This window comes from Acinetobacter lactucae (genome assembly GCF_013344765.1).
Classification (GTDB): Bacteria; Pseudomonadota; Gammaproteobacteria; order Pseudomonadales; family Moraxellaceae; genus Acinetobacter; species Acinetobacter lactucae_A.
In genome coordinates, this window is record NZ_JABVBF010000029.1 from 1 (window position 1) to 25,013 (window position 25,013).

Annotated in this window: 25 protein-coding genes, 1 other RNA gene and 1 riboswitch; of the genes, 15 read left to right on the plus strand and 11 right to left on the minus strand. The window is 37.6% G+C overall.

What is annotated here, in order from left to right:
• Positions 1 to 21: 21 nt before the first annotated feature.
• A riboswitch (glycine riboswitch) is annotated at positions 22 to 110 on the plus strand.
• A 175-nt stretch (positions 111 to 285) separates the two neighbouring features.
• Complete coding sequence (locus tag HUN22_RS05055) at positions 286 to 1,530, plus strand: D-amino acid dehydrogenase (protein ID WP_174726762.1); 1,245 nt, start codon at positions 286 to 288, stop codon at positions 1,528 to 1,530.
• A 44-nt stretch (positions 1,531 to 1,574) separates the two neighbouring features.
• Here HUN22_RS05055 and HUN22_RS05060 read toward each other — a convergent pair whose 3' ends face one another.
• Positions 1,575 to 2,219 carry an A1S_1983 family putative colistin resistance protein gene (locus HUN22_RS05060; RefSeq protein WP_217488087.1) on the minus strand — a complete coding sequence of 215 codons (645 nt, stop codon included), beginning with the start codon at positions 2,217 to 2,219 and terminating at the stop codon, positions 1,575 to 1,577.
• A 100-nt stretch (positions 2,220 to 2,319) separates the two neighbouring features.
• On the opposite strand from HUN22_RS05060, the gene ispF reads away from it, so the two are divergent.
• Positions 2,320 to 2,811, plus strand: coding sequence for a 2-C-methyl-D-erythritol 2,4-cyclodiphosphate synthase (gene ispF / locus HUN22_RS05065; RefSeq protein ID WP_002115651.1), 492 nt, complete (start codon positions 2,320 to 2,322; stop codon positions 2,809 to 2,811).
• Here the strand turns inward: ispF and HUN22_RS05070 are convergent.
• The 5 genes from HUN22_RS05070 to glnL form a co-directional block, all read right to left on the minus strand.
• Positions 2,799 to 3,323, minus strand: coding sequence for a protein tyrosine phosphatase family protein (locus HUN22_RS05070; protein ID WP_174726763.1), 525 nt, complete (start codon positions 3,321 to 3,323; stop codon positions 2,799 to 2,801). The genes ispF and HUN22_RS05070 overlap by 13 nt on opposite strands.
• Positions 3,324 to 3,518: 195 nt before the next feature.
• Positions 3,519 to 4,436, minus strand: a complete 918-nt coding sequence (gene argF / locus HUN22_RS05075) for an ornithine carbamoyltransferase (protein ID WP_174726764.1) — start codon at positions 4,434 to 4,436, stop codon at positions 3,519 to 3,521.
• A gap of 112 nt (positions 4,437 to 4,548) precedes the next feature.
• A complete protein-coding gene (gene adeN / locus HUN22_RS05080) occupies positions 4,549 to 5,202 on the minus strand; it encodes a multidrug efflux transcriptional repressor AdeN (protein WP_174726765.1) in 654 nt (217 codons plus the stop codon).
• Positions 5,203 to 5,466: 264 nt separating this feature from the next.
• A complete protein-coding gene (glnG, locus tag HUN22_RS05085; RefSeq protein ID WP_016145652.1) occupies positions 5,467 to 6,960 on the minus strand; it encodes a nitrogen regulation protein NR(I) in 1,494 nt (497 codons plus the stop codon).
• Positions 6,947 to 8,056, minus strand: coding sequence for a nitrogen regulation protein NR(II) (gene glnL, locus HUN22_RS05090; protein ID WP_174726766.1), 1,110 nt, complete (start codon positions 8,054 to 8,056; stop codon positions 6,947 to 6,949). The genes glnG and glnL overlap by 14 nt, the downstream gene beginning before the upstream one ends.
• 342 nt (positions 8,057 to 8,398) lie before the next feature.
• Here glnL and rimO point away from each other — a divergent pair, with 342 nt between their 5' ends.
• The 12 genes from rimO (at position 8,399) to lpxA (ending at position 20,738) form a co-directional block, all read left to right on the plus strand.
• Complete coding sequence (rimO, locus tag HUN22_RS05100; RefSeq protein WP_002115588.1) at positions 8,399 to 9,742, plus strand: 30S ribosomal protein S12 methylthiotransferase RimO; 1,344 nt, start codon at positions 8,399 to 8,401, stop codon at positions 9,740 to 9,742.
• A 51-nt stretch (positions 9,743 to 9,793) separates the two neighbouring features.
• Positions 9,794 to 10,522: a UMP kinase gene (gene pyrH / locus HUN22_RS05105; protein WP_000852257.1), complete on the plus strand. Its 729-nt coding sequence runs from the start codon at positions 9,794 to 9,796 to the stop codon at positions 10,520 to 10,522.
• Between the two features lie 85 nt (positions 10,523 to 10,607).
• A complete protein-coding gene (frr, locus tag HUN22_RS05110) occupies positions 10,608 to 11,162 on the plus strand; it encodes a ribosome recycling factor (RefSeq protein WP_016145650.1) in 555 nt (184 codons plus the stop codon).
• A gap of 4 nt (positions 11,163 to 11,166) precedes the next feature.
• A complete protein-coding gene (gene uppS, locus HUN22_RS05115) occupies positions 11,167 to 11,919 on the plus strand; it encodes a polyprenyl diphosphate synthase (protein ID WP_174726768.1) in 753 nt (250 codons plus the stop codon).
• A complete protein-coding gene (locus HUN22_RS05120; RefSeq protein WP_174726769.1) occupies positions 11,919 to 12,743 on the plus strand; it encodes a phosphatidate cytidylyltransferase in 825 nt (274 codons plus the stop codon). The genes uppS and HUN22_RS05120 overlap by 1 nt, the downstream gene beginning before the upstream one ends.
• The gene (gene ispC / locus HUN22_RS05125; RefSeq protein WP_174726770.1) at positions 12,744 to 13,940 is read left to right on the plus strand and encodes a 1-deoxy-D-xylulose-5-phosphate reductoisomerase; all 1,197 of its coding nucleotides are present in this window, start codon (positions 12,744 to 12,746) and stop codon (positions 13,938 to 13,940) included.
• 1 nt (position 13,941) lies between these two features.
• The gene (rseP, locus tag HUN22_RS05130) at positions 13,942 to 15,297 is read left to right on the plus strand and encodes an RIP metalloprotease RseP (RefSeq protein WP_174726771.1); all 1,356 of its coding nucleotides are present in this window, start codon (positions 13,942 to 13,944) and stop codon (positions 15,295 to 15,297) included.
• Between the two features lie 36 nt (positions 15,298 to 15,333).
• Positions 15,334 to 17,844 carry an outer membrane protein assembly factor BamA gene (bamA, locus tag HUN22_RS05135; RefSeq protein ID WP_174726772.1) on the plus strand — a complete coding sequence of 837 codons (2,511 nt, stop codon included), beginning with the start codon at positions 15,334 to 15,336 and terminating at the stop codon, positions 17,842 to 17,844.
• Positions 17,845 to 17,885: 41 nt separating this feature from the next.
• Complete coding sequence (locus tag HUN22_RS05140; protein WP_014206985.1) at positions 17,886 to 18,386, plus strand: OmpH family outer membrane protein; 501 nt, start codon at positions 17,886 to 17,888, stop codon at positions 18,384 to 18,386.
• 4 nt (positions 18,387 to 18,390) lie between these two features.
• Complete coding sequence (lpxD, locus tag HUN22_RS05145; protein ID WP_174726773.1) at positions 18,391 to 19,461, plus strand: UDP-3-O-(3-hydroxymyristoyl)glucosamine N-acyltransferase; 1,071 nt, start codon at positions 18,391 to 18,393, stop codon at positions 19,459 to 19,461.
• 6 nt (positions 19,462 to 19,467) lie between these two features.
• A complete protein-coding gene (gene fabZ / locus HUN22_RS05150; protein ID WP_003652176.1) occupies positions 19,468 to 19,953 on the plus strand; it encodes a 3-hydroxyacyl-ACP dehydratase FabZ in 486 nt (161 codons plus the stop codon).
• The gene (gene lpxA / locus HUN22_RS05155) at positions 19,950 to 20,738 is read left to right on the plus strand and encodes an acyl-ACP--UDP-N-acetylglucosamine O-acyltransferase (protein WP_174726774.1); all 789 of its coding nucleotides are present in this window, start codon (positions 19,950 to 19,952) and stop codon (positions 20,736 to 20,738) included. Before fabZ ends, lpxA begins: the two co-directional genes overlap by 4 nt.
• 52 nt (positions 20,739 to 20,790) lie before the next feature.
• Here the strand turns inward: lpxA and HUN22_RS05160 are convergent, their stop codons facing one another.
• Complete coding sequence (locus HUN22_RS05160; protein WP_174726775.1) at positions 20,791 to 21,648, minus strand: YbgF trimerization domain-containing protein; 858 nt, start codon at positions 21,646 to 21,648, stop codon at positions 20,791 to 20,793.
• Between the two features lie 314 nt (positions 21,649 to 21,962).
• Here HUN22_RS05160 and ffs point away from each other — a divergent pair.
• Positions 21,963 to 22,059, plus strand: an RNA gene (gene ffs, locus HUN22_RS05165) — signal recognition particle sRNA small type.
• 13 nt (positions 22,060 to 22,072) lie between these two features.
• Here the strand turns inward: ffs and HUN22_RS05170 are convergent.
• The 4 genes from HUN22_RS05170 to HUN22_RS05185 form a co-directional block, all read right to left on the minus strand.
• Positions 22,073 to 22,555, minus strand: coding sequence for a regulatory protein RecX (locus tag HUN22_RS05170; protein ID WP_174726776.1), 483 nt, complete (start codon positions 22,553 to 22,555; stop codon positions 22,073 to 22,075).
• Positions 22,556 to 22,617: 62 nt separating this feature from the next.
• Positions 22,618 to 23,664: a recombinase RecA gene (recA, locus tag HUN22_RS05175; protein WP_174726777.1), complete on the minus strand. Its 1,047-nt coding sequence runs from the start codon at positions 23,662 to 23,664 to the stop codon at positions 22,618 to 22,620.
• Between the two features lie 145 nt (positions 23,665 to 23,809).
• Positions 23,810 to 24,238, minus strand: a complete 429-nt coding sequence (locus HUN22_RS05180; protein WP_016140740.1) for an RNA-binding S4 domain-containing protein — start codon at positions 24,236 to 24,238, stop codon at positions 23,810 to 23,812.
• Positions 24,222 to 24,908: an HAD-IA family hydrolase gene (locus tag HUN22_RS05185; protein ID WP_174726778.1), complete on the minus strand. Its 687-nt coding sequence runs from the start codon at positions 24,906 to 24,908 to the stop codon at positions 24,222 to 24,224. Before HUN22_RS05185 ends, HUN22_RS05180 begins: the two co-directional genes overlap by 17 nt.
• Positions 24,909 to 25,013: the final 105 nt, after the last annotated feature.

Consider the following 25,013-nt stretch of genomic DNA (forward strand, 5'->3'; position numbering starts at 1 on the left):
ATACATTGCTTATATAAATACAAAATTATTGCGGGAGAGAGGTTCATTGAGAACCCGCCGAAGGAGCAACAAGCCCGGAAACTCTCAGGCAAAAGGACTGTAATAATTAAAAAATCTGGAGAGAAGCTTAGATTTATAAGAATGGAAAACAATAACTTATAAATCATAAACTCACCGAAGGGGAAGATCTAAACGTTAAAAGGTAACGTTGGGGTCGAAACTCTCAGGTACCAATGACAGATGGGCTGTACTGATGAAATGTTTTGCATTTCTGAGGAGTCTGTTATGCCACATGTTATTGTGATAGGTGCGGGAATCACAGGGGTTACCTCTGCTTATGAATTATCGCAACTGGGTTATCAAGTCACAGTGATTGATCGACATTTATATCCTGCAATGGAAACGTCATTTGCCAATGGAGGGCAATTATCGGCTTGTAATGCTGAGGTATGGAACCAAAAAGCCACCGTGATTAAAGGCTTTAAATGGATGAGACAAAAAGATGCTCCTCTATTGTTGAATCCTTCATTTAGTTTGCATAAGTATAGTTGGTTAGTTGAATTTCTATCACATATTAAAAACTATGAAGCGAATACGATTGAGACAGTCCGTTTGGCATTACTCGCTCGTAAGCGTTTGTTTGAAGTTGCTGAAAAAGAACAGCTCGAGTTTGATTTGGAGAAACGTGGAATTCTCCATATGTATCATAGTAAGGCCGACTACGAGATTGCTAAACAGGTCAATAATGTATTGAACAAGGGTACATTGGAACGCTATTCGGTTTCACCTGATGAAATGAAAACAATAGAACCATCTTTGACGGGTGACTATTTCGGTGGCTATTACACGCCAAGTGATGCAACGGGTGATATTCATAAATATTCAACCTCTTTGGCTGAGAAGACTAAACAATATGGCGTTCAATATAAGTTCGGCCTAGAAGTTATGGATATTAAGTGCGGCGTAGACAAAGTGGTCGTAACTTGTCAGCCAAGTGCTGAGCATCCTTATCTGGTTGAGTCAGACAACATTCAGCTAGAAGGTGATGTGCTTGTTGTATGTGGGGGGGTAGGAAGTTATCAACTTGCCGATATGATTGGCGAGCGTGTAAATGTGTATCCAGTAAAAGGTTATTCAATTACTGTGCAATTAAAAGATGAGCACAGTGTAAAGAATGCTCCTTGGGTGAGCTTGCTAGATGAAAGTGCAAAGATCGTGACTTCTCGTTTAGGTAAGGATCGTTTGCGTGTAGCGGGGACTGCTGAGTTTAATGGTTATAACCGTGACATACGGGCTGATCGTATTCAGCCATTAGTGAATTGGGTTAATCGTAACTTTGATATTTCAACTGAGCATGTGGTGCCTTGGGCAGGATTAAGACCGATGATGCCGAATATGCTGCCTGTTGTTAAACAATCTAAACAACCTCGTGTTTTTTATAATACAGGGCATGGGCATTTAGGTTGGACTTTGTCTGCGGCAACCGCAGTTCTAGTCGGTCAGGATATTGCTCAAAAATATCCGGTGTAGAAAGTAAAAAGCCAGTGTTTAAACACTGGCTTTTATTTAAGGCGTTAGTCATACAATCGATAGATTCCGCTAAAACGTTCACAGCCTTTTTGTTGAGTTTTCACATTCAGTAAAGCTTTTTGAAAATTAAACTGATATTTACAGTTGTGCTCATTGTCTAAAATTTCACTTTTTTGTTCAGGTGAACTATAGGCCATCAATGAAATCGTTTGAGTTTCCTTGCGGTTATTTGGATTACGATATGCTATCCCTTCAATTTTGATTTTATCTTTTGCGAGTTGATGGACTTGAATGTGTACAGGTTGAGCTGCTAAATGTCCATTTTCAAACTTAAGATAATGCTGGGTAAGCGTTTGCTTAAGCGATGCATAAAAATTTAAGTCATCAGTACGTAAATCAAACTGTTGTTGAATGCATGTATTACTCTTGCATTGCTGAGTATGTTTAGACCATAACTTTTGTGTATCCTGTAAAAGCTGTAAAGGGGCATCAGTAACTAAATATGCAGAAAGATATTTATTATCGAGTTCTTTTCTTGATTCACTAAGTGTTTTTGAACAGATTTTAAGCTCAGCTCCAGTATTGGAACAGTCTATTGATTCTGCAAAGACAAGAGGTGAACATAAACAACTCAGTGTCACGACAAAACTTAATCTTTTCAATTGATTCATATCAGTATTAGACAGCATGATCGCTTATACTTTCAGTCTACATTGCTAAGTGTACTATAGCGAAACAGAAAGGCTGAATACAAGATTTCTTAAGTTTTTATGGAAGGTAATAATTTATATGGTTGCTCAGATTCGTATTGGACAAGGAATGGATGTACATGCCTTTGAAGAGGGGAACTTCGTTACATTGGCGGGTATTCAAATTCCACATACACATGGTTTGAAAGCACACTCTGACGGTGATGTTGTACTTCATGCGCTATGTGATGCTTTATTAGGTGCTTTAGCGCTTGGAGATATTGGACAACATTTCCCTGACACTGACCCAGAATACAAAGGTGCAGATAGCCGAGTATTGTTAAAACATGTTTATCAATTAATTTTAGATCGTGGTTATCAGTTAAATAATGCCGATATTACGGTAGCTTGTGAGCGTCCAAAATTAGCTAAACATAATCTAGAAATGCGTCAAAGCATTGCTGACGTTCTAAACGTAGATATTAATCAAATTAGTATTAAAGCAACGACGACCGAGAAACTTGGGTTTACTGGTCGTCAAGAGGGTATTTTGGCTACAGCGACTGTTTTAGTTTCTCATCACACTAAGTGATCAACCTGTTGCAAAGACTGTTGAAGCTCTAAAGTTGCCTTACGGCCTTGTAGCTGTAAGGTAATACTATGGATGAGACCAGTCCAAGTTTCATTAGGCTCCCAAATTTCGTGTAGTAAATCTTGAGAAGTGGGCATATCCATATTCATATAAAACTGTCTATAAACATACATTAAACAGCTTGAACGATCATTTTTGGAACAATGCACCCAAATAATCTCGTTTTGAACTAAGTGATCAATCAGATCAAGCACGAGTAAACATTGCTCTGCTGATGGGGTTTCCCAATCAATTGGAATATGGATGTAATTTAAACCAAGGTCTAAACAAATACGATCTTCATTCTCAAGATGATTTGGAGCATTAGTTAAAGCAAGATTAATGACTGTGCTACAGCCATACTCTTTAATCAATTTTAGTTGTTCAACAGAAGGCTGTGCCGAACTAAATAAATGTTCATGAATAATCGAAAATGCGGGAATTTGAGATAATGATTGTTCAAGGGTTGTCATGATCGCACTCTACAAGAGTAGGCTTAGCTTATTGTGTAGAATGTTATACACGATTCTAGGGAATAGTTGAAATACAGCCTGCTTATATATTCGGCAACGTTATCAAAATTTTAAAAATAATTAACTGGAAAAATACAAGTCTTATAAAATAAAAAAACAGCATCATAAAGATGCTGTTTTCTTTTATTTAAATAGTTAAGCTTTTAGATTTTCATTCAATAAAAATTCAACTAAAGCTTTTTGAGCATGAAGACGATTTTCTGCCTCATCCCATACAACAGCATTTTTATGATCAAGCATAGTTTCAGAAATTTCTTCACCACGATGAGCAGGTAAACAGTGCATGAATAAACAGTCAGGATGAGCAAGGCTCATTAATTTTTCATTAACCTGAAAATCAGCAAAGGCTTTTTCACGAAGTTTTTGTTCTTCTTCTTGTCCCATGCTTGCCCATACATCTGTCACAATGAGATCAGCATTTACCGCTGCATCTTCTGCATTATCAAAAAGCTCAACACAATGACCAAACTCTGCTAAAAATTCAGGTTTAGGTTCATATCCTTTTGGTGAAGCAATCTTAAGTTTGAAACCCATCATATGTGCAGCTTCAATATATGAGTTGCACATATTATTGCCATCACCGATCCAAGCAACCGTTTTGCCTTCAATAATACCGCGATGTTCAATATAAGTCTGTAAATCTGCAAGTAACTGGCATGGATGATGATCATCAGTTAAGCCATTAATCACAGGAACTTTTGAATAAGATGCAAAGCGTTCAACAATGTCATGACCGAAGGTACGAATCATCACGATATCAAGCATACTTGAAATTACACGTGCTGAGTCTTCGATTGGTTCACCACGGCCCAATTGTGTATCACGAGGCGATAAAAAAATCGCACTGCCGCCAAATTGGTTAATGCCTGCTTCAAAAGAGATACGTGTACGCGTACTAGATTTCTCAAAAATCATTCCCAATACTTTACCGACAAAAGGTTGGTAGACCTTATTGTCATGTTGCATTTTTTTTAGTTCACTTGCGCGTTCTAAAATGCGATTAAGTTCTAGAGTGGATAGATCACGTAAAGTCAGGAAATGTCTTAGAGCCATGTAGCTACTCCATAATAATTGCTTTGAAATATAACAATTATCTGTTGTTGGCTGGGTGGATGTGGGAAAAAAGAAGTCTACTATACTATAAGCATTTTAAAATGCAAAAGAATTAGACTTTATGATGGCCTTTTAAGAAAATATCTAAACAATAATTAATATAATCAATGACTTCTTTCTCATTGGGAGGGAGTGGCATTCCCATAATCATACGCCATTCAATATCACGTAAAATTCCAAAATACATTAATGAAGAATAATCTGGAGATGCGCAAAAAATTTCTTCAGCTTGGTGGGAGAGTAGAAGTGCCTGAGCAATTGTGTTTTGTACATCTTGAGCGCACTTTTCATATAAGTATTGGCTCAAAGTTGCATTGCATTGTGTTTGCTCAATAACTAGACGTAAAAAAGCAATATGTTCAGGTTGAATAATATGAGTATAAAAACGAATAAGAGTTTGAACTAAATAATCGCGTAGAGAGGTTTTTGAGGGTTGAAATGGGATGCAAATATCTTTAAAGAACATTTCTCGGCGATAGTCGCAAATTGCTGTGAATAAACCATCTTTATTGCCAAAATACTTATATATTGAAGCTTTTGAGCCGCCCGCATGATTAACAATGTCATCGAGTGAAACGGCATCATATCCTTTATCCAGAAACAGCTCGGTTGCGCTTAACAATAATGCTAAACGACGTTCAATACCGCGACGTGTCTGTGGTTTATCACATACTGAGTGATGTGACTCAAGGACTGGATCATGCATATAATTTCATAACAACGGTTAACTTTGCCTATCTAGTATAGCAAAACTATCTTTAAGGATGGCTATTGCTATTTTTTTAGCTCATCTGCTGAACAATGAGTGATTAATTAAAGAAATAAACTAATAGAAAATATAAGCTTAGAGTGGGTTGTAGAAGCGTGTAATGATGTAACCTTATGTTTATTTAGAGTTTAATGGAAAGTTGCTAATAAAAACAAAGCGGATAAGAATGACTTAACCGCTCTGAATTAAACTCATAAACTTTTAGGCTTCGGTTTGAGTAACTTTATGCTCATCTTCTTCATCATCATCTGCAGAGTCCATTCCAAGTTCTTTTAACTTGCGAGTCAAGGTGTTACGACCCCAACCCAATAGTTCTGCTGCATGACGTTTGCGTCCACGTGTTTGTTGTAATGCAGCATTAATCAACGTGCGTTCAAACATTGGTGTGGCAATATCCAAAATTTTCATTTCACCATTCTTAAGTTTTTGAATGGCCCATTGATTCAATAATTCATCCCAATGGTGTAGAGAAATACGTTCAAATGAAGGAGCCGGTTGTCCAGCGTCACTATTCTTTTGCAATGGAACTTGTTTGAGCTCTGAAGGTAAATCTTCTGGATAAACTTCACGGCCAGTAATCATTACGGTTAGCCAGCGGCAAGTATTTTCAAGTTGTCGTACGTTACCGGGCCATGGTAACTGTTGCATATAGTCCGTGGTTTCAGTGCGTAAGATTTTTGGACTTACACCAAGCTCTTTACCTGCACGTGCTAGAAAATGCTGAGCAAGCATTGGAATATCTTCACTGCGGTGAGCAAGTTTAGGAATGTGAATACGAATCACATTCAAGCGGTGATATAAGTCTTCACGGAAGCGACCTTCATTGACCAACTTTTCTAAATCTTGATGTGTTGCTGCCACAATTCGAACATCAACTTTAACTGGAATGTGCCCACCTACACGATAGAACTCACCGTCAGCGAGTACGCGTAGCAGTCGAGTTTGTGTTTCAAATGGCATATCACCAATTTCGTCAAGGAACAATGTTCCGCCATTTGCCTGTTCAAAGCGGCCTTGATGCTGAGTGTTTGCACCTGTGAAAGCGCCTTTTTCATGACCAAATAACTCGGTTTCAATCAAGTCTTTTGGTATGGCAGCCATATTTAAAGCAATAAAAGGCTTGGCACGGCGTGGGGAGTGCTTGTGTAAAGCATGAGCAACAAGTTCTTTACCTGTACCCGATTCACCATTAATTAAAACGGTAATATGAGATTGAGATAAACGACCAATGGCACGGAAAACCTCCTGCATTGCTGGAGATTCACCAATAATTTCTGTTGATTGAAGCGGTGAAGCTGTTTTTGTAGCTTCTTGCTGTTGTAGTTTATTAATATGCAGAATTGCACGGTTAACTAAAGCTAAAGCTTCATCAATATCAAATGGCTTTGGTAAATACTCAAATGCACCTGTTTGATAGCTTGATACGGCAGACTCTAAGTCAGAATGTGCTGTCATAATAATGACAGGTAAATCCGGGTGAGTGTTTTTGACTTTAGATAAAAAAGTTAAACCATCAATTCCAGGCATTCGGATGTCAGTTAAGATGACATCGGGAGCATCATGATGTAAGCGTTCAAGCGCAGTTTGAGCTTCTTCAAAATTGGTAACATCAAAACCTTCTTCTTTAAAGGTCTTTTCTAATACCCATCGCATGGCGCGATCATCATCAATAACCCATATTTTATTTCGCGACACGGTCTGACTCCCAAGGTAAATATAAGCTAAAAATTGTTTTTCCAGGAACAGATTGGCATTCAATCATTCCGTTATGTTGATGCATAATATTCTGTGCAATACTCAGGCCAAGCCCAGTACCTTTTGCTCGTCCAGTAACCAAAGGGTAAAACACAGACTCTAAAATACTTTCAGGGATGCCTGGTCCATTGTCCTCTATATCGACCCGTACAGTAGATCGATTGAGTACACCATTAATCGTAACAAGACGCTGTATGCGTGTACGTAGAATTAATTCCGGTTCATGATCTATAAAAAATACTTTGTTCTCTGTTATGGCTTGAATCGCATTTACACTAATGTTGAGCATGACTTGGATTAACTGATCACGATCGGCATTAACATCGGGTAAAGACAAATCATAATCCCGTATAATTTTAATTTTCTTCTTTGTCTGGTTGGCAATAAGTGAACGCACTCTTTCCAAAGGCTCGTGTACGTTAACATTCTCATAACTTGGGAGTTGTCTGGAACCTAACATGGTGTCTGCTAAGTTAGTTAAACGATCTACTTCATTAATAATAACATCTGTAAATTCAGCATAGCTTTTATCGTTTAAACTGCGAGCTAGTAATTGAGTTGCCCCACGAATACCTGCAAGTGGGTTCTTAATTTCATGAGCCACACCACGTACGAGCTGCCTAGCCACCTGATGCTGTTGTACCAGATTTTCTTCTTTAGAAATCTTTAACATACGATCAATCGGGTTGAGCTCAATCAAAAGTAATGAGTGATAGTTCTTATCGGCATTTAATTGAGAAACTGTGTAATCAACATGAAGATCTTTAAAGTTGACATTAATAACAGCTTCTCGACGAGTGTAAGGTTGACCCGTTTTTATGGTGTTTAATAAAGCTTCATGTGTATTAAAAGTATCGTCAGGCGCATGAAGTAGGTTTAAAACGGGCTGTCCTGAAGCTCGAAGCAAACTAATATCAAATAGTGCTTCGCAGGCAGAATTTAAATAAAAAATATTTAAGTTACTATCGATCAATAAAATCGCAGTGGTTAGATTGTCTACCAATAGGCGATAGTCGATAGGGTAGTGTTGATCCATTAGCGAATCGTTCCTGTCTTAAAATAGCGCAATGGCATCTTCATTGATTATCGGATTTTCACCGTTATAGAACATGAAAGATGCAAAATATACGCCAACTTTGTTTATGGGTTATTTTAAAGTTTTAAGGTGTTTAAAAACGCGCTGAAATCGGTCTTTATATCGGTTGATCAAAACTGGTGGCCTAAAAATAGATAATAGCATGATCCAACTTGGTGCAAAGGTGGGTTTTGGTGCAAATGTTGGTCGTATTTTGGTGCATTACACAAAGAGTGGGCTTTCCACCTATGCTTGAGGCAAGAAAAGACATACAATACGCGCATTCAAGTGGAGCGCAGATTCATGAAGACCCCCAAAGTCGGTTTTGTTTCTTTAGGTTGTCCTAAGGCATTGGTAGATTCTGAACGAATTTTAACTCAGTTAAAGACTGAAGGTTATCAAGTTGCATCAGATTATGATGGTGCTGATTTAGTAGTTGTTAATACCTGTGGTTTTATTGAATCTGCGGTACAAGAGTCGCTAGATGCAATTGGCGAGGCCATGAGTGAAAATGGCCGAGTGATCGTTACAGGGTGCTTAGGTAAAGACGAAGATAAAATTCGTCAAATGCATCCAAACGTTTTAAAGGTTACCGGTGCAGCAGCTTATCAAGATGTCATGGAAGCTGTGCATGAATATGTACCGGCACCACCTAAACATAACCCGTTTGTTGATTTAGTTCCTGAACAGGGAATTCGTTTAACACCAAAGCATTATGCGTACTTAAAAATATCTGAAGGCTGCAACCATCGTTGTACATTCTGCATTATTCCAAGTATGCGTGGTGATCTTGTTTCTCGTCCAGTCGGAAGTGTACTCGAAGAAGCCGCTGCGCTTAAAAGAGCGGGTGTTAAAGAAATCTTGGTTATTTCTCAAGATACATCAGCTTATGGTGTAGATACCAAGTACAAACTTGATTTCTGGAATGGTCAACCTGTTAAAACAAAATTCTTTGATATGTGTGAAGCACTAGGCCAACTTGGTATCTGGGTGCGCTTACATTATGTTTATCCATATCCACATGTTGATGCAGTTATTGACTTAATGGCACAAGGTAAAATCCTACCTTATCTTGATATTCCATTCCAACATGCAAGCCCGCGTATTCTTAAGTTAATGAAGCGTCCGGCTCATAGTGAAAATACACTCGAAAAAATTAAATTGTGGCGTGAAAAATGCCCAGATCTTGTGATTCGTTCTACATTTGTAGTGGGTTTCCCAGGTGAAACTGAAGAAGATTTTCAAATATTGCTCGATTGGTTAGTTGAAGCTGAACTTGATCGTGTTGGTTGCTTTACCTACTCACCAGTAGAAGGCGCTACGGCAAATGATTTACCCGATCATGTGCCTGAAGAAATTAAGCAAGAGCGTTACGAGCGCTTTATGCAAGTGCAGCAACAAATTTCTGCTGCTAAGTTGCAAAAACGTATTGGTCAAACGATGACTGTATTGGTCGATAGTTTGGAAGATGAATATCCTGTTGCTGTTGCACGTTCTTATGCCGATGCTCCGGAAATTGACGGTAATGTCTTTGTAGAAGATATCGATAAGAGCACTATTCAACCAGGCGATATGTTGGAAGTCGAAATCACCGATGCGGATGAATACGACTTATTTGCAAAGTTAATTAAAATTAAGTCGGTCTAATCGATAACGATTCAAAAAAGCATTCAGTTTAAGAGGTTTTGGAGCAAACTCATGGCGGAAACAATTAGCCCCCGTTATTCACGCATTTTATTAAAACTATCTGGTGAAGCATTATCAGGTAACAAAGACATGGGTATTGATGCCCAAGTTCTTGATCAAATGTCCCTTTCAATTGCACACTTAGTTGGCTTAGGTGTGCAAGTGGGTATCGTTGTTGGTGGCGGTAACTTGTATCGTGGTAGTCAGTTGCAAAAAGATGGCTTGGTTGGTCGTGTAACAGGCGATCAAATGGGTATGCTTGCAACTGTAATGAATGGCTTGGCTATGCGTGATGCATTGGTTCGCCGTAATATCAGAACTCGTCTTATGTCTGCATTACCAATTGGTACAGTAGTAGAGTCTTATTCAAGTCGTGATGCTATTCGTCATTTGAGTCAAGGTGAAGTTTGTGTTTTTGTTGCTGGCACAGGAAATCCATTCTTTACAACAGATACGGCAGCATGCTTACGCGGAATTGAAATTGAAGCCAATTTAATTCTTAAAGCGACTAAAGTAGATGGCGTATATAATAAAGATCCAAGTAAATACGAAGATGCAGTTAAATACGATCATTTAACCTTTGATCAAGTGTTAGACGAAAAACTTGGTGTTATGGATTTGACTGCTATTTGTTTATGTCGTGACCATAACGTGCCATTACAAGTTTTTGATATGAATAAATCAGGTGCGCTATTGTCAGTAGTAATGGGCGAAAAAGAAGGTACACGCGTTACTAAGTAATGTACGTGTTGTTGAAAGCTCTTTATACTAGCGCTAAATTAAATTTGTTAAATACATCCTTGAATAAATAAGTAAGGTAGATCATATGATTAACGATCTGAAAAAAGACAGCGAACAGCGTATGTTAAAAACTCTTGATTCTTTAGAACAAGGGTTTGCTAAAGTTCGTACCGGCCGTGCACACCCATCAATCTTAAATGGGGTGATGGTTCCTTACTACGGTTCTGATGTGCCTTTAAATCAAGTAGCAAACGTAGGTATCGAAGACTCTCGTACACTTCTTGTTCAACCATTTGAGCGTACAATGGTTTCAGCTATTGATAAGGCAATCCGTGAAAGTGATCTTGGTTTAAACCCGATTACAGCAGATGCGATTCGTGTACCTTTACCTGCATTAACTGAAGAAACACGTCGTGATATGCAAAAAGTTGCACGTAGTGAAGCTGAAAATGCAAAAGTTGCAATTCGTAATATTCGCCGTGATGTTTTAGGTGATATTAAAGCATTATTGAAAGAAAAAGAAATTTCTGAAGATGATGAGCGCCGTGCAGGTGAGGATATTCAGAAAATTACTGATAAATATGTTGCAGAAGTAGACAAGCGTCTTGCAGCGAAAGAAGCAGAATTGATGAAGGTCTAATTTTATGACCGATTCAGAAGAGTATCATCTTCCTAAGCATGTTGCCATCATCATGGATGGCAACAACCGCTTTGCAAAAAAAAATCAGATGCAAAAAGGTGATGGACATCGAGAGGGTAAAAATGTTCTTGATCCTATTGTTGAACATTGTAAAAAAACAGGTATTCGCGCTTTAACAGTTTTTGCATTTTCAAGTGAAAATTGGAATCGACCACAATTTGAAGTCGATCTGCTTATGAAACTTCTTGAAGAAACTATTCATGAGCAAATACCTCGCATGAAGAAATTTAAAATTGCTTTGCGTTTTATCGGTGATCGCTCTCGATTACCCTCACACTTAGTTGCCTTAATGGAAGATGCAGAGCAACAGACAGCACATTATGACACTATGACCTTAACTATTGCTGTGAGCTATGGTGGGATGTGGGATATTGCGAATGCAGCGAAACAAGTTGCTGAAGCGGTTTCTCGTGGTGAATTTGGTGCTGATCAAATAAATGTTGATTTGTTCGAAAAATATGTCAGTCTAAACGATCTGCCAGCTGTGGACTTATTGATCCGTACAGGTGGAGATTATCGCATATCTAATTTCTTGTTATGGCAAGCAGCATATGCGGAGCTGTATTTTACTGATACTTTATGGCCAGAATTTACAGTACAAGAATTCGATCATGCATTGAATGTTTTTTCAGGACGTGAGCGTCGATTTGGCAAAACATCTGAACAAATTCAGCAAGAGAAAATAGAGAACTTATAATGTTAGAGCGGATTGTTACCGCATTGGTACTTGTTGCAGTTGTTTTAGGCTGTATGTTTGCTACGCAATCACATTATCCAATGTTGGTTCTTATGATTGTAGCAGCAGGGGTTGCGGGGTATGAATGGTATAAATTAATGCCTCGTGAAACTGTAAATGCTTTAAAGCCTAAAGCTTGGTGCTACGGTCTGCTTGTTGCATTCGTTTCAGGTGTTGCGCTATTTTTTCATGATATTGCATTACTGTTGTGGTCTGCTTCAATTTTGACTTGGCTTGTAAGTGTTTACTGGGTCAAATCTTTTCCTGAGTTTGATGGTTGGTATAATGCGACTTTGTATATAATTGGCATAATTTTAGTTTGTGCTGCAGTAACTTCAATTTTTGTGGTGTGGCAAAGTTCACCATGGTGGTTAATGTATCTGTTCTTACTCGTGTGGGGTGCAGATAGTGGTGCTTACTTTGTTGGTCGTAAATTTGGTAAAAGAAAACTGGCTCCAACCGTAAGTCCGAACAAATCGGTAGAGGGCTTATATGGTGGTATTATCACCACAATACTAGTAATGTTGGTTGTGCAATACCAGTATTTAAATTTGACTTTAATTCAGCAAATCCTATTTCTTATATTGTCACTCATTACAGTATTTGGTTCTGTTTTAGGTGATTTGTTTGAGTCAATGATTAAGCGTCGTGCTGGTATTAAAGATTCTGGCCGTGTGCTACCTGGTCACGGTGGTGTTTTAGATCGTATTGATTCTTTACTTGCTGCAGCCCCGATTTTTGCAACGGGAATGTATATATTAAAACTTATTGGTGTAGATTTATAAATGACACAATCTGTTTGCATATTGGGTGTAACCGGTTCTATTGGGCAAAGTACCTTAAAAATTTTAAATCAGCATCCTGATAACTATTCAGTATTTGCAGTTTCAGCTCATAGCAGAATTTCAGAATTGGTTGATATATGTAAACAATTCCAACCAAAAGTTGTGGTTGTTCCAAAACAAAAAGTTGACGAATTAGCAGCTTTATTTGCTAAGAATGAATTACAAGATATTGAAATTTTGACTGATCAGGAAGGATTAGTAAGTATTGCATCTCATCCAGATGTCAATGTGGTTATGGCTGCAATTGTTGGAGCAGCTGGTTTGTTGCCAACATTGGCGGCTGTAAAAGCTGGTAAACGTGTATTACTTGCTAATAAAGAAGCTTTGGTCATGTCTGGTGAAATCATGATGCAAACAGCACGTGATCATGGGGCATTATTATTACCAGTAGATTCAGAACACAATGCTATTTTTCAGTCATTACCTCATAATTATTTAGATGCCGAGAGAAATGGGCAACCACAGCAGGGCGTATCAAGAATCTTATTGACTGCTTCTGGCGGCCCTTTTTTAAACCATTCTTTAGAACAGTTAAAAGAAGTTACGCCACAACAAGCTTGTAAGCATCCCAACTGGTCTATGGGGCAGAAAATCTCAGTTGACTCAGCTACTCTGATGAATAAGGGACTTGAGTTGATTGAGGCATGTCATTTGTTTTCAATATCTGAACATTTTGTTACAGTTGTTGTTCACCCACAAAGTATTATTCATTCTATGGTGCAATATGTTGATGGTTCAACATTAGCGCAAATGGGTAATCCTGATATGTGTACTCCGATTGCTCATGCGTTAGCATGGCCTGAACGCTTGCAGACAAGGGTTCCTGCTTTAGATTTATTTGAATATTCTCAGCTTAATTTTCAAGCACCGGATATCCAGAAATTTCCCGCACTTGATTTAGCACGTCAGGCAATGCGTGCAGGAGGGCTGGCACCAACCATTTTAAATGCTGCAAATGAGGTTGCTGTTGCCGCATTTTTAAAGGAAAAGATTGGATTTACAAATATCCCACAAGTGGTAGAGCATACTTTGCAAAAATTGGAAAACTCAGTTGCTGATAATATCGAGTCTATTTTAAATAAAGATGAAGTAGCACGGCAGGTTGCACAGCAGTATATATCAAGTATAGGAGGCTGAAATGAGCGCATTATTTATGATTGCAGCAGCGGCTCTTTTGCTTGGTCCATTAATTGCAATTCATGAGTTTGGTCATTACTGGGTGGCGCGAAAACTAGGAGTTAAAGTTCTAGTCTATTCTATTGGTTTTGGTCCAAGATTACTTAAATGGACATCTAAAAAATCTGGAATTAAATACCAACTTTCAGCTTTGCCTTTAGGTGGTTATGTAAAAATGCTCGATGAGCGCGAAGGTAATGTTGCAGAGCAAGATTTATCTTATGCATTTAACCGTCAAAAACCATGGAAGCGTATAGCAATTGTTGCAGCTGGACCTTTAATTAACTTGATTTTTGCTGTCTTACTTTTTTGGATTCTATTTTTACCAGCACAAGAACAACTAAATACAAGAGTCGGTAAAGTTATACCTAACTCTCCAGCAGCCACAGCCCAACTACAAGTAGGTGACAAGATTATCGCTGTTGACGGAAAGGAAACGCAAACTTGGGAAAAACTTAACTTTGCTTTGATTGACCGTATAGGTGAAACTGGTAGCTTGAATATCGATGTGGATCGGGCAGGTACTGAGAAAAATATTATTTTACCGATTAAAGATTTTTTAAAAAACCAAAATGAATCAGCTTTAGATGTATTAGGTTTTTTACCATATCGTCCCGTTATTCCGGCTGTTGTAACTGAGTTGACTGCAGATGGAGCTGCTATTCGTCAAGGAATGAAAGTCGGTGATCGTATTGTTTCAATTAATGGCCAAGCAATGAAAGATTGGTTTGATGTTGTTGAGGTAGTGCAACATTCCCCAGAAAAGTTACTTGGTATAGATGTGTTGCGTAATGGGCAACTCGTTCATTTGCAAGTCATGCCTCAAGGAAAGCGTGACAATATGGGGCAAATGAGTGGTGTTCTAGGTGTAAAGAGTGATGCAGGAAAAATTACAATTCCTGACGCATACAAGCAAACAATTCAATATACTCCAATACAAGCTTTCAAGATGTCACTAGATAAGACTGGTCAAATTTCTAGCATGATATTGAGCTCGATAGTAAAAATGGTTAAGGGTTTAATTGGCTTAGAGAATCTTTCTGGGCCAATTACAATCGCGAAAGTAGCCGGACAAAGTGCAGAAATGGGATGGCAGACTTTTATCTCATTTATGGCTTTAATGAGTGTAAGTCTTGGAATTTTAAATTTATTACCAATTCCAATGCTAGATGGTGGACATCTCGTTTATTACATTATTGAGGCGATTCGCGGGAAGCCTGTTTCTGAACAAATACAAATGTTTGGTCTAAAAATTGGTATGGTACTGCTCGGTAGTATGATGCTTTTAGCTTTATTTAACGATTTTATGCGTTTGTAAACGTATATGGATTTATAACTTACTGGAAAAACTGGCATGCGGCACACACATTTTTTAATGCCTTTGGCACTTGTTAGCGCTATGGCAGCGGTACAACAAGCATATGCAGCTGATGATTTCGTTGTTCGAGATATTCGTATAGATGGTTTGGTTCGTCTTACTCCTGCAAATGTTTCTACCATGTTGCCAATCAACAGTGGCGATCGCGTTAATGAACCGATGATCGCAGAAGCAATTCGAACATTGTATGCCACTGGGCTTTTCGACGATATTAAAGCATCAAGAGACAACGATACTTTAGTTTTTAATGTCGTAGAGCGCCCAATTATTTCAAAGCTTGAATTTAAGGGAAACAAACTTATTCCTAAAGAGGCTTTAGAGCAAGGCCTCAAAAAAATGGGCATTGCTGAAGGCGAAGTTTTTAAGAAGTCGGCTTTACAAACAATTGAAACTGAATTAGAGCAGCAATATACCCAGCAAGGTCGTTATGATGCTGATGTAACTGTTGATACTATAGCTCGCCCAAATAACCGTGTTGAACTTAAATTAAATTTTAATGAAGGTACGGCAGCTAAAGTTTTTAATATCAATATTATTGGTAATACTGTTTTTAAAGACAGCGAAATTAAACAAGCTTTCGCAGTTAAAGAAAGTGGTTGGGCTTCAGTTGTAACCCGTAATGACCGTTATGCTAGAGAGAAAATGGCAGCGAGCCTTGAAGCTTTGCGTGCCATGTACCTAAATAAGGGTTATATCAATTTTCAGATCAATAACTCACAGCTTAATATTAGTGAAGATAAAAAAAATATCTTTATTGAAGTTGCTGTAGAGGAAGGTAGTCAGTTCAAATTTGGTCAAACCAAGTTTTTAGGTGATGCACTTTATAAACCTGAAGAATTGCAAGCTTTAAAAATCTATAAAGATGGTGATACTTATTCGCAAGAAAAAGTAAATGCTGTTAAGCAATTGTTATTACGTAAATACGGTAATGCTGGTTATTACTTTGCAGATGTGAATATTGTTCCGCAAATTAATAACGAAACAGGCGTTGTTGACTTAAATTACTATGTAAATCCAGGTCAGCAAGTTACTGTGCGTCGTATTAACTTTACAGGTAATAGTAAAACTGCCGATGAAGTATTGCGTCGTGAAATGCGTCAAATGGAAGGCGCTTTAGCAAGTAATGAAAAAATTGATCTGTCTAAAGTCCGTTTAGAACGTACAGGTTTCTTTAAGACAGTTGATATTAAACCAGCTCGTATTCCAAATTCACCAGATCAGGTGGACTTAAACGTAAACGTTGAAGAACAACACTCAGGTACGACTACATTAGCTGTAGGTTACTCGCAAAGCGGTGGTATTACATTTCAAGCAGGTTTAAGTCAAACTAACTTTATGGGTACAGGTAATCGTGTTTCGATTGATTTGTCTCGCTCCGAAACTCAAGACTACTATAATTTAAGTGTTACGGACCCTTACTTTACCATTGATGGGGTAAGCCGCGGTTATAACGTTTACTATCGTAAAACAAAGCTAAATGATGACTATAACGTTAATAACTATGTTACCGATAGTTTTGGTGGTAGTTTAAGTTTTGGTTATCCAATTGATGAAAACCAAAGCTTAAGTGCTTCGGTTGGTGTTGATAATACTAAAGTAACGACTGGTCCTTATGTCTCTACTTATGTACGTGACTATTTGTTGGCAAATGGTGGAAAAACCACTTCAACAAGCACTTATTGTCTTGTTGATCTTGTTCAAGATAAAGAAACAGGATTGTATAACTGTCCAGATGACCAAACTTCTAAGCCTTATGGAAGTGCATTTGAAGGTGAATTCTTTACTTACAATTTGAATCTAGGTTGGTCATATAACACCTTAAATAGACCAATTTTCCCAACTTCTGGTATGTCTCATCGCGTGGGCCTTGAAATTGGTTTACCTGGCAGTGATGTCGACTATCAAAAAGCGACTTATGATGCTCAAGCATTTTTCCCTATCGGTAGTACAGGTTTTGTATTACGTGGCTACGGTAAGCTTGGTTATGGTAATGATTTACCGTTCTATAAAAACTTCTATGCGGGTGGTTATGGTTCTGTTCGTGGTTATGATAACAGTACCTTGGGCCCGAAATATTCAAGCGTAAATTTACAAGAAGAAGGTAAAAATGACTCTTCTCCAGAAGAAGTTGGGGGTAATGCTTTAGTTCAGTTTGGTACAGAGCTTGCTTTACCATTGCCATTCAAAGGAGATTGGACCCGCCAAGTGCGACCAGTCCTTTTTGCTGAAGGTGGTCAAGTATTCGATACCAAGTGCGATGTTGGCTCTTATTCTATGATTATGAATGGGCAGCAAATAGCAGATGCTAAAAAATACTGTGAAGATAACTACGGCTTTGATTTAGGCAATATGCGTTATAGCGTAGGTGTTGGCTTCACATGGATCACCATGATCGGACCATTATCTCTTAGCTATGCATTCCCTCTAAATGATAAGCCTGGTGATGAAACTAAAGAGATCCAGTTTGAAATCGGTCGTACTTTCTAAGTACGACTTGACTAAATAATGAAATAAGGACACAAACTAAGATGAAAAAATTAAATATATTAATGTTAGGGTTAGGCTTAACAGTTTCTGCCATGACTAATGCGGCTGGATATGGTGTTATTGATCTTGCTAAAGTTGTTGAAAGTAGTACTTATTTAAAACAACAAAATGCGAGTTTAAATCAATCTGTTAAACCAACCACAACTCGTCTTGAGCAGTTGGGTAAAGAATTAGAAGGTCTTCAGCGCCAAGCCCAAACTCAAGGGCAAAAAATGAAAGAAGATGATATTAAAAAGCTTCAGACCCAATATCAGTCAAAATTAAATGAATTTAATTCGACTCAACAAGGTTTACAGTCTAAAGTTCAAACTAGTTTGCAAGGAATGAATTCAACTTTTGAGAGTCGTGTGAAGCAAGCAGCTGAGCAATTACGAAAAGAAAATAATCTTGACTTTATTTTGAATAAAAATTCGACCGTTGCCTATGACGCTAAATATGATTTAACTGATAAAATGATACAAAAGGTTAATTCAATGAAATAAATTAATGAAAGTGCAACATTATCGTTTAGATGAACTAGCTCACCTAGTGAATGGTGAGTTAGTCGGTACGGGTAGTCTTCAATTCATAAACTTAGCAAGTTTAGAAAATGCTGAACCTTCTCATATTACTTTCGTGAATGGCGAAAAGTATATTGATCAAGCAAAGGCTAGCCGTGCGGGTGCGTACATTGTTACAAACTCTATTAAAGAACAGCTTACTGATAAACATAATTTTATTATTGTTGATAATCCTTATTTAGCTTTTGCCATACTTACCCATGCTTTTGATCAAAAGATCATATCGATAGGTATTGAAAGTACCGCTCAAATTCATCCTTCTGCAATTATTTCTGAAAAAGCATATATTGGCCATTACGTTATAATTGGTGAAAATTGTGTAATAGGAGACAACACGATTATTCAGTCTCATACTCGACTAGATGATAATGTGGAAATAGGAAAAGATTGTTTTATTGATTCACATGTCACTATTACGGGTGGGGCTAAATTACTAGATCGCGTTCGAGTCCATGCAAGTACAGTAATTGGTAGTGAAGGTTTTGGCTTTGCACCATATCAAGGTAAATGGCATCGTATTGCACAATTAGGTTCAGTTATCATTGGTAATGATGTCCGCATTGGTTCAAATTGTAGTATTGATCGAGGGGCATTGGATAATACAATTTTGGAAGATGGGGTAATTATTGATAATCTTGTGCAAATTGCACATAACGTTCATATTGGTTCAAATACTGCTATTGCTGCTAAATGTGGTATTGCCGGAAGTACTAAAATTGGCAAAAACTGTATTCTTGCAGGAGCCTGCGGTGTGTCTGGTCACCTATCAATCACTGATAATGTGACTTTAACTGGAATGTCAATGGTCACAAAAAATATTTCTGAAGCTGGAACCTATTCTTCAGGAATTGGATTGTTTGAAAATAGCCATTGGAAAAAAACGATTGTACGCTTGCGACAATTAGCAGATGTGCCATTGACCCAAATCACTAAACGACTTGATCATATACAAGCTCAAATAGAGTCTCTTGAATCAACTTTTAATTTGCGTAAATAGAATATTATGACCGAGTCAACTACACCTAAATTTGCCATCCCTGAATTACCAATGCAGATTCAAACGATTCGTCAATATTTGCCGCATCGTTATCCTTTCTTATTGGTTGATCGTGTGACTGAAGTTACTGACAATAGTATTGTTGGTTATAAAAATGTTTCTATCAATGAAGAGTTCCTACAGGGACATTTCCCAGAATATCCAATTATGCCTGGTGTTCTAATTGTAGAAGCATTAGCTCAAGTTTCAGGTGTTCTAGGGTTTATTATGAACAATGAAACACCAAAACCTGGTTCTTTATTCCTTTTTGCTGGTGCGGAAAGAGTTAGATTTAAAAAACAAGTAGTTGCTGGTGACCAACTTGTATTAAAATCTGAATTAGTAATGCAAAAACGCGGTATCTACAAATATAATTGTACGGCTACCGTGGATGGTATTGTAGCAACAACCGCTGAAATTATGATTTCACACCAAAAAACAGAGCAGGCATGAGCAATCACGATTTAATTCATTCTACGGCCATTATTGATCCATCTGCAGTGATTGCCCCAGATGTCCAAATAGGACCTTATTGTATTATTGGTCCAAATGTGACAATTGGTGCCGGTACTAAATTACATTCACATGTTGTAGTTGGTGGTTTTACCAAAATTGGTCAAAATAATGAGATTTTCCAGTTTGCAAGTGTTGGTGAAGTTTGCCAAGACTTGAAATACCAAGGGGAAGAAACTTGGTTAGAGATTGGTGATTATAATTTAATCCGTGAGCATTGCAGTTTACATAGAGGAACTGTGCAAGATAATGCTTTAACTAAAATAGGTAGTCATAACTTATTGATGGTTAATACGCATATTGCACATGATTGTGTCGTTGGTGATCATAATATTTTCGCAAATAATGTTGGGGTTGCTGGACACGTACATATCGGTGATCATGTCATTATTGGTGGTAATTCTGGGATTCATCAATTCTGTAAAATTGATTCCTACAGTATGGTTGGTGGAGCATCTTTAATTTTAAAAGATGTACCAGCTTATGTTATGGCATCTGGTAATCCAGCGCATGCATTTGGTATCAATATAGAAGGAATGCGGAGAAAGGGCTGGTCTAAAAATACAATTCAAGGTCTTAGAGAGGCTTATAAATTAATTTTTAAATCAGGTCTGACCTCTGTTCAAGCTGTTGAGCAGATTAAAAATGATATTCTTCCGAATGTTCCAGAAGCTCAATTATTAATTGATTCTGTTGAGAAGTCAGAACGTGGTATTGTACGCTAAGTAGAGATATTAAAAAAGACACCGCAATATGTGGTGTCTTTTTTTTAAATTTTTATTTATTAAAAAATTTAGCTTCTTCAGATTTTGGATACTGACTTAAGATTCTAGCCTTGTATTGGTTTGCTGAAACTGTATTTTTATCGACATCTTTAGCAATACTGTAGAGTTGATAAAGTGCGCGGGGAGCTTTACTTGAGTTTGGATATTGAGTAGCAACTACATTATAGTTCTTTTTAGCTTCATTATAATTCACTGGATCAGTTGCTAAATTAAACTCAGCTAACCAAAAGTAAGCATTTCCTGTATAGACGCTATTAGGATGATTTTTGATAAAGTTTTGCATTGGAGCAATCGCTTTTTTTGCTCCACCTTGTTTATAGGCATCTAAAGCGACAGTGTAAGCTGCTTTTTCAAGTTCTACAGGGTTGGATTGATTTTGCGTAGGCGGTGGAGCTGATTGTGTTACTGGAGTTTGTGGGGGTGGGGTAACCTGACTTGTAGAAGTCGTAGTATTTACTGCTTTCTTGTCAGTTGGTAAAGTTTCTGAGCTTCCTGCAACTGTAGTATCACTAGTTGCTGTATTGTCTGGTGTCGCACTTTCAGGATCTACTTTTTGATTAAGTAACTCCAAACGTTGATCTAAATCAGTATAGCGATTAGATAAATCCTTTTTCAATTGTTCAATATCATTTGATTGTTCTTCTAATTGTCCGCGTAAAGTGCGTATATCATTTTCTAATTGTTGATTTTTTTGCATTAACTCCCAATTTAGATTACTAGGGACCGAAGCGTTATTGGATGAACTACCGCCACTTTGACTTAAGCCGCGCGATTCAATTGGAATATTGGCATAGAGAGAAGTAGTGCTCATTAAGGCAATAAATAATAAAGTATGCTTCATTAATCGCATGAGTATAGGTCCATAATTTTATGTAAAAGCCAACTTGAGAAGGGAATATATAAACTATTCACGTTAGCTATCTAAGGTTTTAATTGATCATTGCAATTAAAACAGCTAACAATATAAATGCAAGAATAGTTTACAATCTTCAAGCATATTTTATTCAAAATAAGTATCAAGAAAGAATATAGGATTAGAGATCCTAGAAATTTACGTATTTTTGCTGATGAATTAATCAATTGAAACATAAACTTGCTTAAAATTGAGAAGAAGGCTTGCAACTCCTTTAAAAATCTCTATACTCTGTTTTGCAATGGTAGCCCCGCTGGTGGCTTCGCAATTGTACTCTGTGAACCCCGCCAGGACCGGAAGGTAGCAACGGTAGCAGATCTATGATGTGCCGAAGTTTTGCTAGTGGGGCTGCCACCATTCTTTAATCCACTTTCCGTTGGATTGCTTTAATAATTACATCTAAATCAAATCCTCTATATTGTAAAAATCTCATTTGTTTTGCTTTAAGTTTAGGATCATTTTCTACTTCTTCACCAAACTTCTTCACTTTAAGCTGATAAGCCTGTTCTACCCAATCAATATTATGAATTTCGTCTGCAATTAAATCATTTTCGATTTGTTTTGTTTTTAACGCTTGTTTAATACGTTTTGGGCCTTTACCTTTTCGAATTTGGCTAGCCAATGTCAGTTCTGCAACGCGTTGGTCACTTTGATAGTTTTGTTCAGATAATTCTTCAACAAGTTGCTTAACCTCTTCTGGGTTTTGTGCATAACGATTTAATTTTTCGGTAAGTTCTGCTTTTGAATAATCTCGACGAGTCAATAGCGCGAAAGCATAGGAGCGCAAACGCTGACCTGTAAGCAAAACACGTTGTTGAGACTGTTCTTCTGATCTTTTGAACATATTAAGATATCCTTGTAAAAAACGCCCCGAAGGGCGTTTTTAAGACTAATTAGCGATAATGATTAAGACTCTAATAGAAGATCTTCTTCTTCATCTTCGACCTGTACAGCGCCATTAGTACCCGTAGTTAATAGTTGTTCACGGATAACTTTTTCAATCTCTCCAGCCATTTGAGGGTTTTCTTCAAAGTGGCGGATAACGTTGTTTTTACCTTGACCAATTTTATTGCCTTGATACGAATACCAAGCACCTGCTTTTTGCACGATATCTTGTTGTACAGCTAAATCTACAAGTTCGCCAAGCTGGTTTGTGCCTTTACCGTATAAGATTTGGAAAATAGCTTCTTTGAAAGGAGGAGCCATTTTGTTTTTAACAACTTTAACTCGAGTTTCAGAGCCGATGATTTCATCACCTTCTTTGACTTGACCAATACGGCGGATATCTAAACGTACAGAAGCATAGAACTTCAATGCGTTACCACCAGTCGTAGTCTCAGGGCTACCAAACATTACCCCAATTTTCATACGGATCTGGTTAATGAAAATAACCATACAGTTTGAGCGTTTAGCGTTACCCGTAATTTTACGTAATGCTTGACTCATTAAACGAGCTTGTAAGCCCATGTGAGAATCACCCATTTCGCCTTCAATTTCTGCTTTAGGAGTAAGAGCAGCCACTGAGTCGACAACGATTAAATCAATTGCACCAGAGCGAACTAGCATATCTGCAATCTCGAGTGCTTGTTCACCGTTGTCAGGCTGTGATACAAGTAGATTATCAATGTCCACACCGAGTTTGCGTGCATATTGTGGATCTAATGCGTGCTCTGCATCAATAAATGCACAAGTACCACCAGCTTTTTGACATTGCGCAATCGCTTGTAGAGTCATTGTGGTTTTACCAGAAGATTCTGGACCATAAATCTCAACGATACGACCTTTTGGTAAACCGCCAATCCCCAATGCAATATCTAAAGTCAAAGAACCTGTAGATACAGCTTCAACAGCTTGAACAGTGTTGTCACCGAGACGCATCACCGTATTTTTGCCAAATTGTTTTTCAATTTGACTTAGCGCGGCTTGTAATGCTTTGCTTTTATTCTCATCCATCTCAAAAACCTCAATACTCTAAGTTCATCACGTTTAACCCAAGTGGATGCATTGAATCTCAACTTGTTTCACAGGGCTAATAGTGACAGATTTTTTCTATAGCTTCTATGTGTTGTCTGTGTGTGTGCGACACAACTCGACGTTTTTATTCATCACTATATGACCAGTGTTGATCATTCTCCTGTTTAAAGCGATTAATCTGACGACGATCCTTTTTACTCGGTCTATTTTCAGGTCGAGCAAGATTATGCAATTTTCGTTGGGATGCAATCAACTCCCGTCTAGCAATACTTACTTCTGTTTCTTCATAAAGTTGCTGGGCAACTGGTGCTGGACCACGTGTATTCGAAAGCGCTTTTACGACAACGGTTTTTTTATCAAAACCTTGTTGAATAATAAGTTCCATTCCAACACGAATTTCTTTTGAAACTTTTACACGCTCATTATTGTGATGTACTTTACCTCCTTCGATCGCTGCTTTAGCAATTGAACGAGTTTTAAAAAAACGAGCAGCCCATAACCATTTGTCGACACGCATGGTCTCTACAGCATCGTTTTCAAGCAATTTTGACATCATTATCCTTTCTATCAATTTGATTCAATATAGACAGCAATTCTGTAAGTCGATCTAGTGCTTTATATTCTAAATCTTGATGCTGTTTTACATCCTTTAGACTTGAGGGCTGTGAGATAGTAAACAAGTACTTGATACCAAATTTTTCAGCTGTTTTTAATACAGGGGCTGTATCATCAATAAAAATTGTTGAGTCTAGGTCGAAAGGGTGTAATTTTTGTAGCTCTTGCCAAAAATAAATGTCTTCTTTTGCATAACCAATTTGCTCACTCGATATGATTACGTCAAAGAAATGTTCAATAGCAATATTATCAAGTTTTAACCGTAAGCTTGCACGGTCAGCATTTGTAACTAACCAACAAATATATCCTTGCTCTTTGAGTTGTTCGAGAAGCTCAATACAACCAGAGCGAACTTGAATTTTTGTCTGAAATTCTTTCTGTAATTTGAGTACATCAACTCCCACAGTTTTAGTCCAATAAGCTGATGAATACCAAACAAGTGTATGCTTATGTGATTGATAAAACTGATAGAGTGTTTTTTGGCTCTGGGCGAGTGGAAGTTGATGTATCTCTGCATGTCGCTTAGGAAGGCATTCATTCCAGATGAAATCATCAAAAGCGAGATCTAATAGAGTGCCATCCATGTCAAACATCACAATTTTAGACATATCTAAATATCTCCAAAATCATTTAAAGCAAATTTTTTAAGACACATCTACCATATATCCTTTTAAAATCATTAATTAAAGCAACTTTGAGGTATAAAATTAATT

What these genes read in the sequence shown, in the direction of transcription:
- HUN22_RS05055 (WP_174726762.1), top strand. Translation starts at nt 286, where the DNA reads ATGCCACATGTTATTGTGATAGGTGCGGGAATCACAGGGGTTACCTCT.
- HUN22_RS05060 (WP_217488087.1), bottom strand. Translation starts at nt 2,219, where the DNA reads ATGCTGTCTAATACTGATATGAATCAATTGAAAAGATTAAGTTTTGTC.
- ispF (WP_002115651.1), top strand. Translation starts at nt 2,320, where the DNA reads ATGGTTGCTCAGATTCGTATTGGACAAGGAATGGATGTACATGCCTTT.
- HUN22_RS05070 (WP_174726763.1), bottom strand. Translation starts at nt 3,323, where the DNA reads ATGACAACCCTTGAACAATCATTATCTCAAATTCCCGCATTTTCGATT.
- argF (WP_174726764.1), bottom strand. Translation starts at nt 4,436, where the DNA reads ATGGCTCTAAGACATTTCCTGACTTTACGTGATCTATCCACTCTAGAA.
- adeN (WP_174726765.1), bottom strand. Translation starts at nt 5,202, where the DNA reads ATGCATGATCCAGTCCTTGAGTCACATCACTCAGTATGTGATAAACCA.
- glnL (WP_174726766.1), bottom strand. Translation starts at nt 8,056, where the DNA reads ATGGATCAACACTACCCTATCGACTATCGCCTATTGGTAGACAATCTA.
- rimO (WP_002115588.1), top strand. Translation starts at nt 8,399, where the DNA reads ATGAAGACCCCCAAAGTCGGTTTTGTTTCTTTAGGTTGTCCTAAGGCA.
- pyrH (WP_000852257.1), top strand. Translation starts at nt 9,794, where the DNA reads ATGGCGGAAACAATTAGCCCCCGTTATTCACGCATTTTATTAAAACTA.
- frr (WP_016145650.1), top strand. Translation starts at nt 10,608, where the DNA reads ATGATTAACGATCTGAAAAAAGACAGCGAACAGCGTATGTTAAAAACT.
- uppS (WP_174726768.1), top strand. Translation starts at nt 11,167, where the DNA reads ATGACCGATTCAGAAGAGTATCATCTTCCTAAGCATGTTGCCATCATC.
- HUN22_RS05120 (WP_174726769.1), top strand. Translation starts at nt 11,919, where the DNA reads ATGTTAGAGCGGATTGTTACCGCATTGGTACTTGTTGCAGTTGTTTTA.
- ispC (WP_174726770.1), top strand. Translation starts at nt 12,744, where the DNA reads ATGACACAATCTGTTTGCATATTGGGTGTAACCGGTTCTATTGGGCAA.
- rseP (WP_174726771.1), top strand. Translation starts at nt 13,942, where the DNA reads ATGAGCGCATTATTTATGATTGCAGCAGCGGCTCTTTTGCTTGGTCCA.
- bamA (WP_174726772.1), top strand. Translation starts at nt 15,334, where the DNA reads ATGCGGCACACACATTTTTTAATGCCTTTGGCACTTGTTAGCGCTATG.
- HUN22_RS05140 (WP_014206985.1), top strand. Translation starts at nt 17,886, where the DNA reads ATGAAAAAATTAAATATATTAATGTTAGGGTTAGGCTTAACAGTTTCT.
- lpxD (WP_174726773.1), top strand. Translation starts at nt 18,391, where the DNA reads ATGAAAGTGCAACATTATCGTTTAGATGAACTAGCTCACCTAGTGAAT.
- fabZ (WP_003652176.1), top strand. Translation starts at nt 19,468, where the DNA reads ATGACCGAGTCAACTACACCTAAATTTGCCATCCCTGAATTACCAATG.
- lpxA (WP_174726774.1), top strand. Translation starts at nt 19,950, where the DNA reads ATGAGCAATCACGATTTAATTCATTCTACGGCCATTATTGATCCATCT.
- HUN22_RS05160 (WP_174726775.1), bottom strand. Translation starts at nt 21,648, where the DNA reads ATGCGATTAATGAAGCATACTTTATTATTTATTGCCTTAATGAGCACT.
- HUN22_RS05170 (WP_174726776.1), bottom strand. Translation starts at nt 22,555, where the DNA reads ATGTTCAAAAGATCAGAAGAACAGTCTCAACAACGTGTTTTGCTTACA.
- recA (WP_174726777.1), bottom strand. Translation starts at nt 23,664, where the DNA reads ATGGATGAGAATAAAAGCAAAGCATTACAAGCCGCGCTAAGTCAAATT.
- HUN22_RS05180 (WP_016140740.1), bottom strand. Translation starts at nt 24,238, where the DNA reads ATGTCAAAATTGCTTGAAAACGATGCTGTAGAGACCATGCGTGTCGAC.
- HUN22_RS05185 (WP_174726778.1), bottom strand. Translation starts at nt 24,908, where the DNA reads ATGTCTAAAATTGTGATGTTTGACATGGATGGCACTCTATTAGATCTC.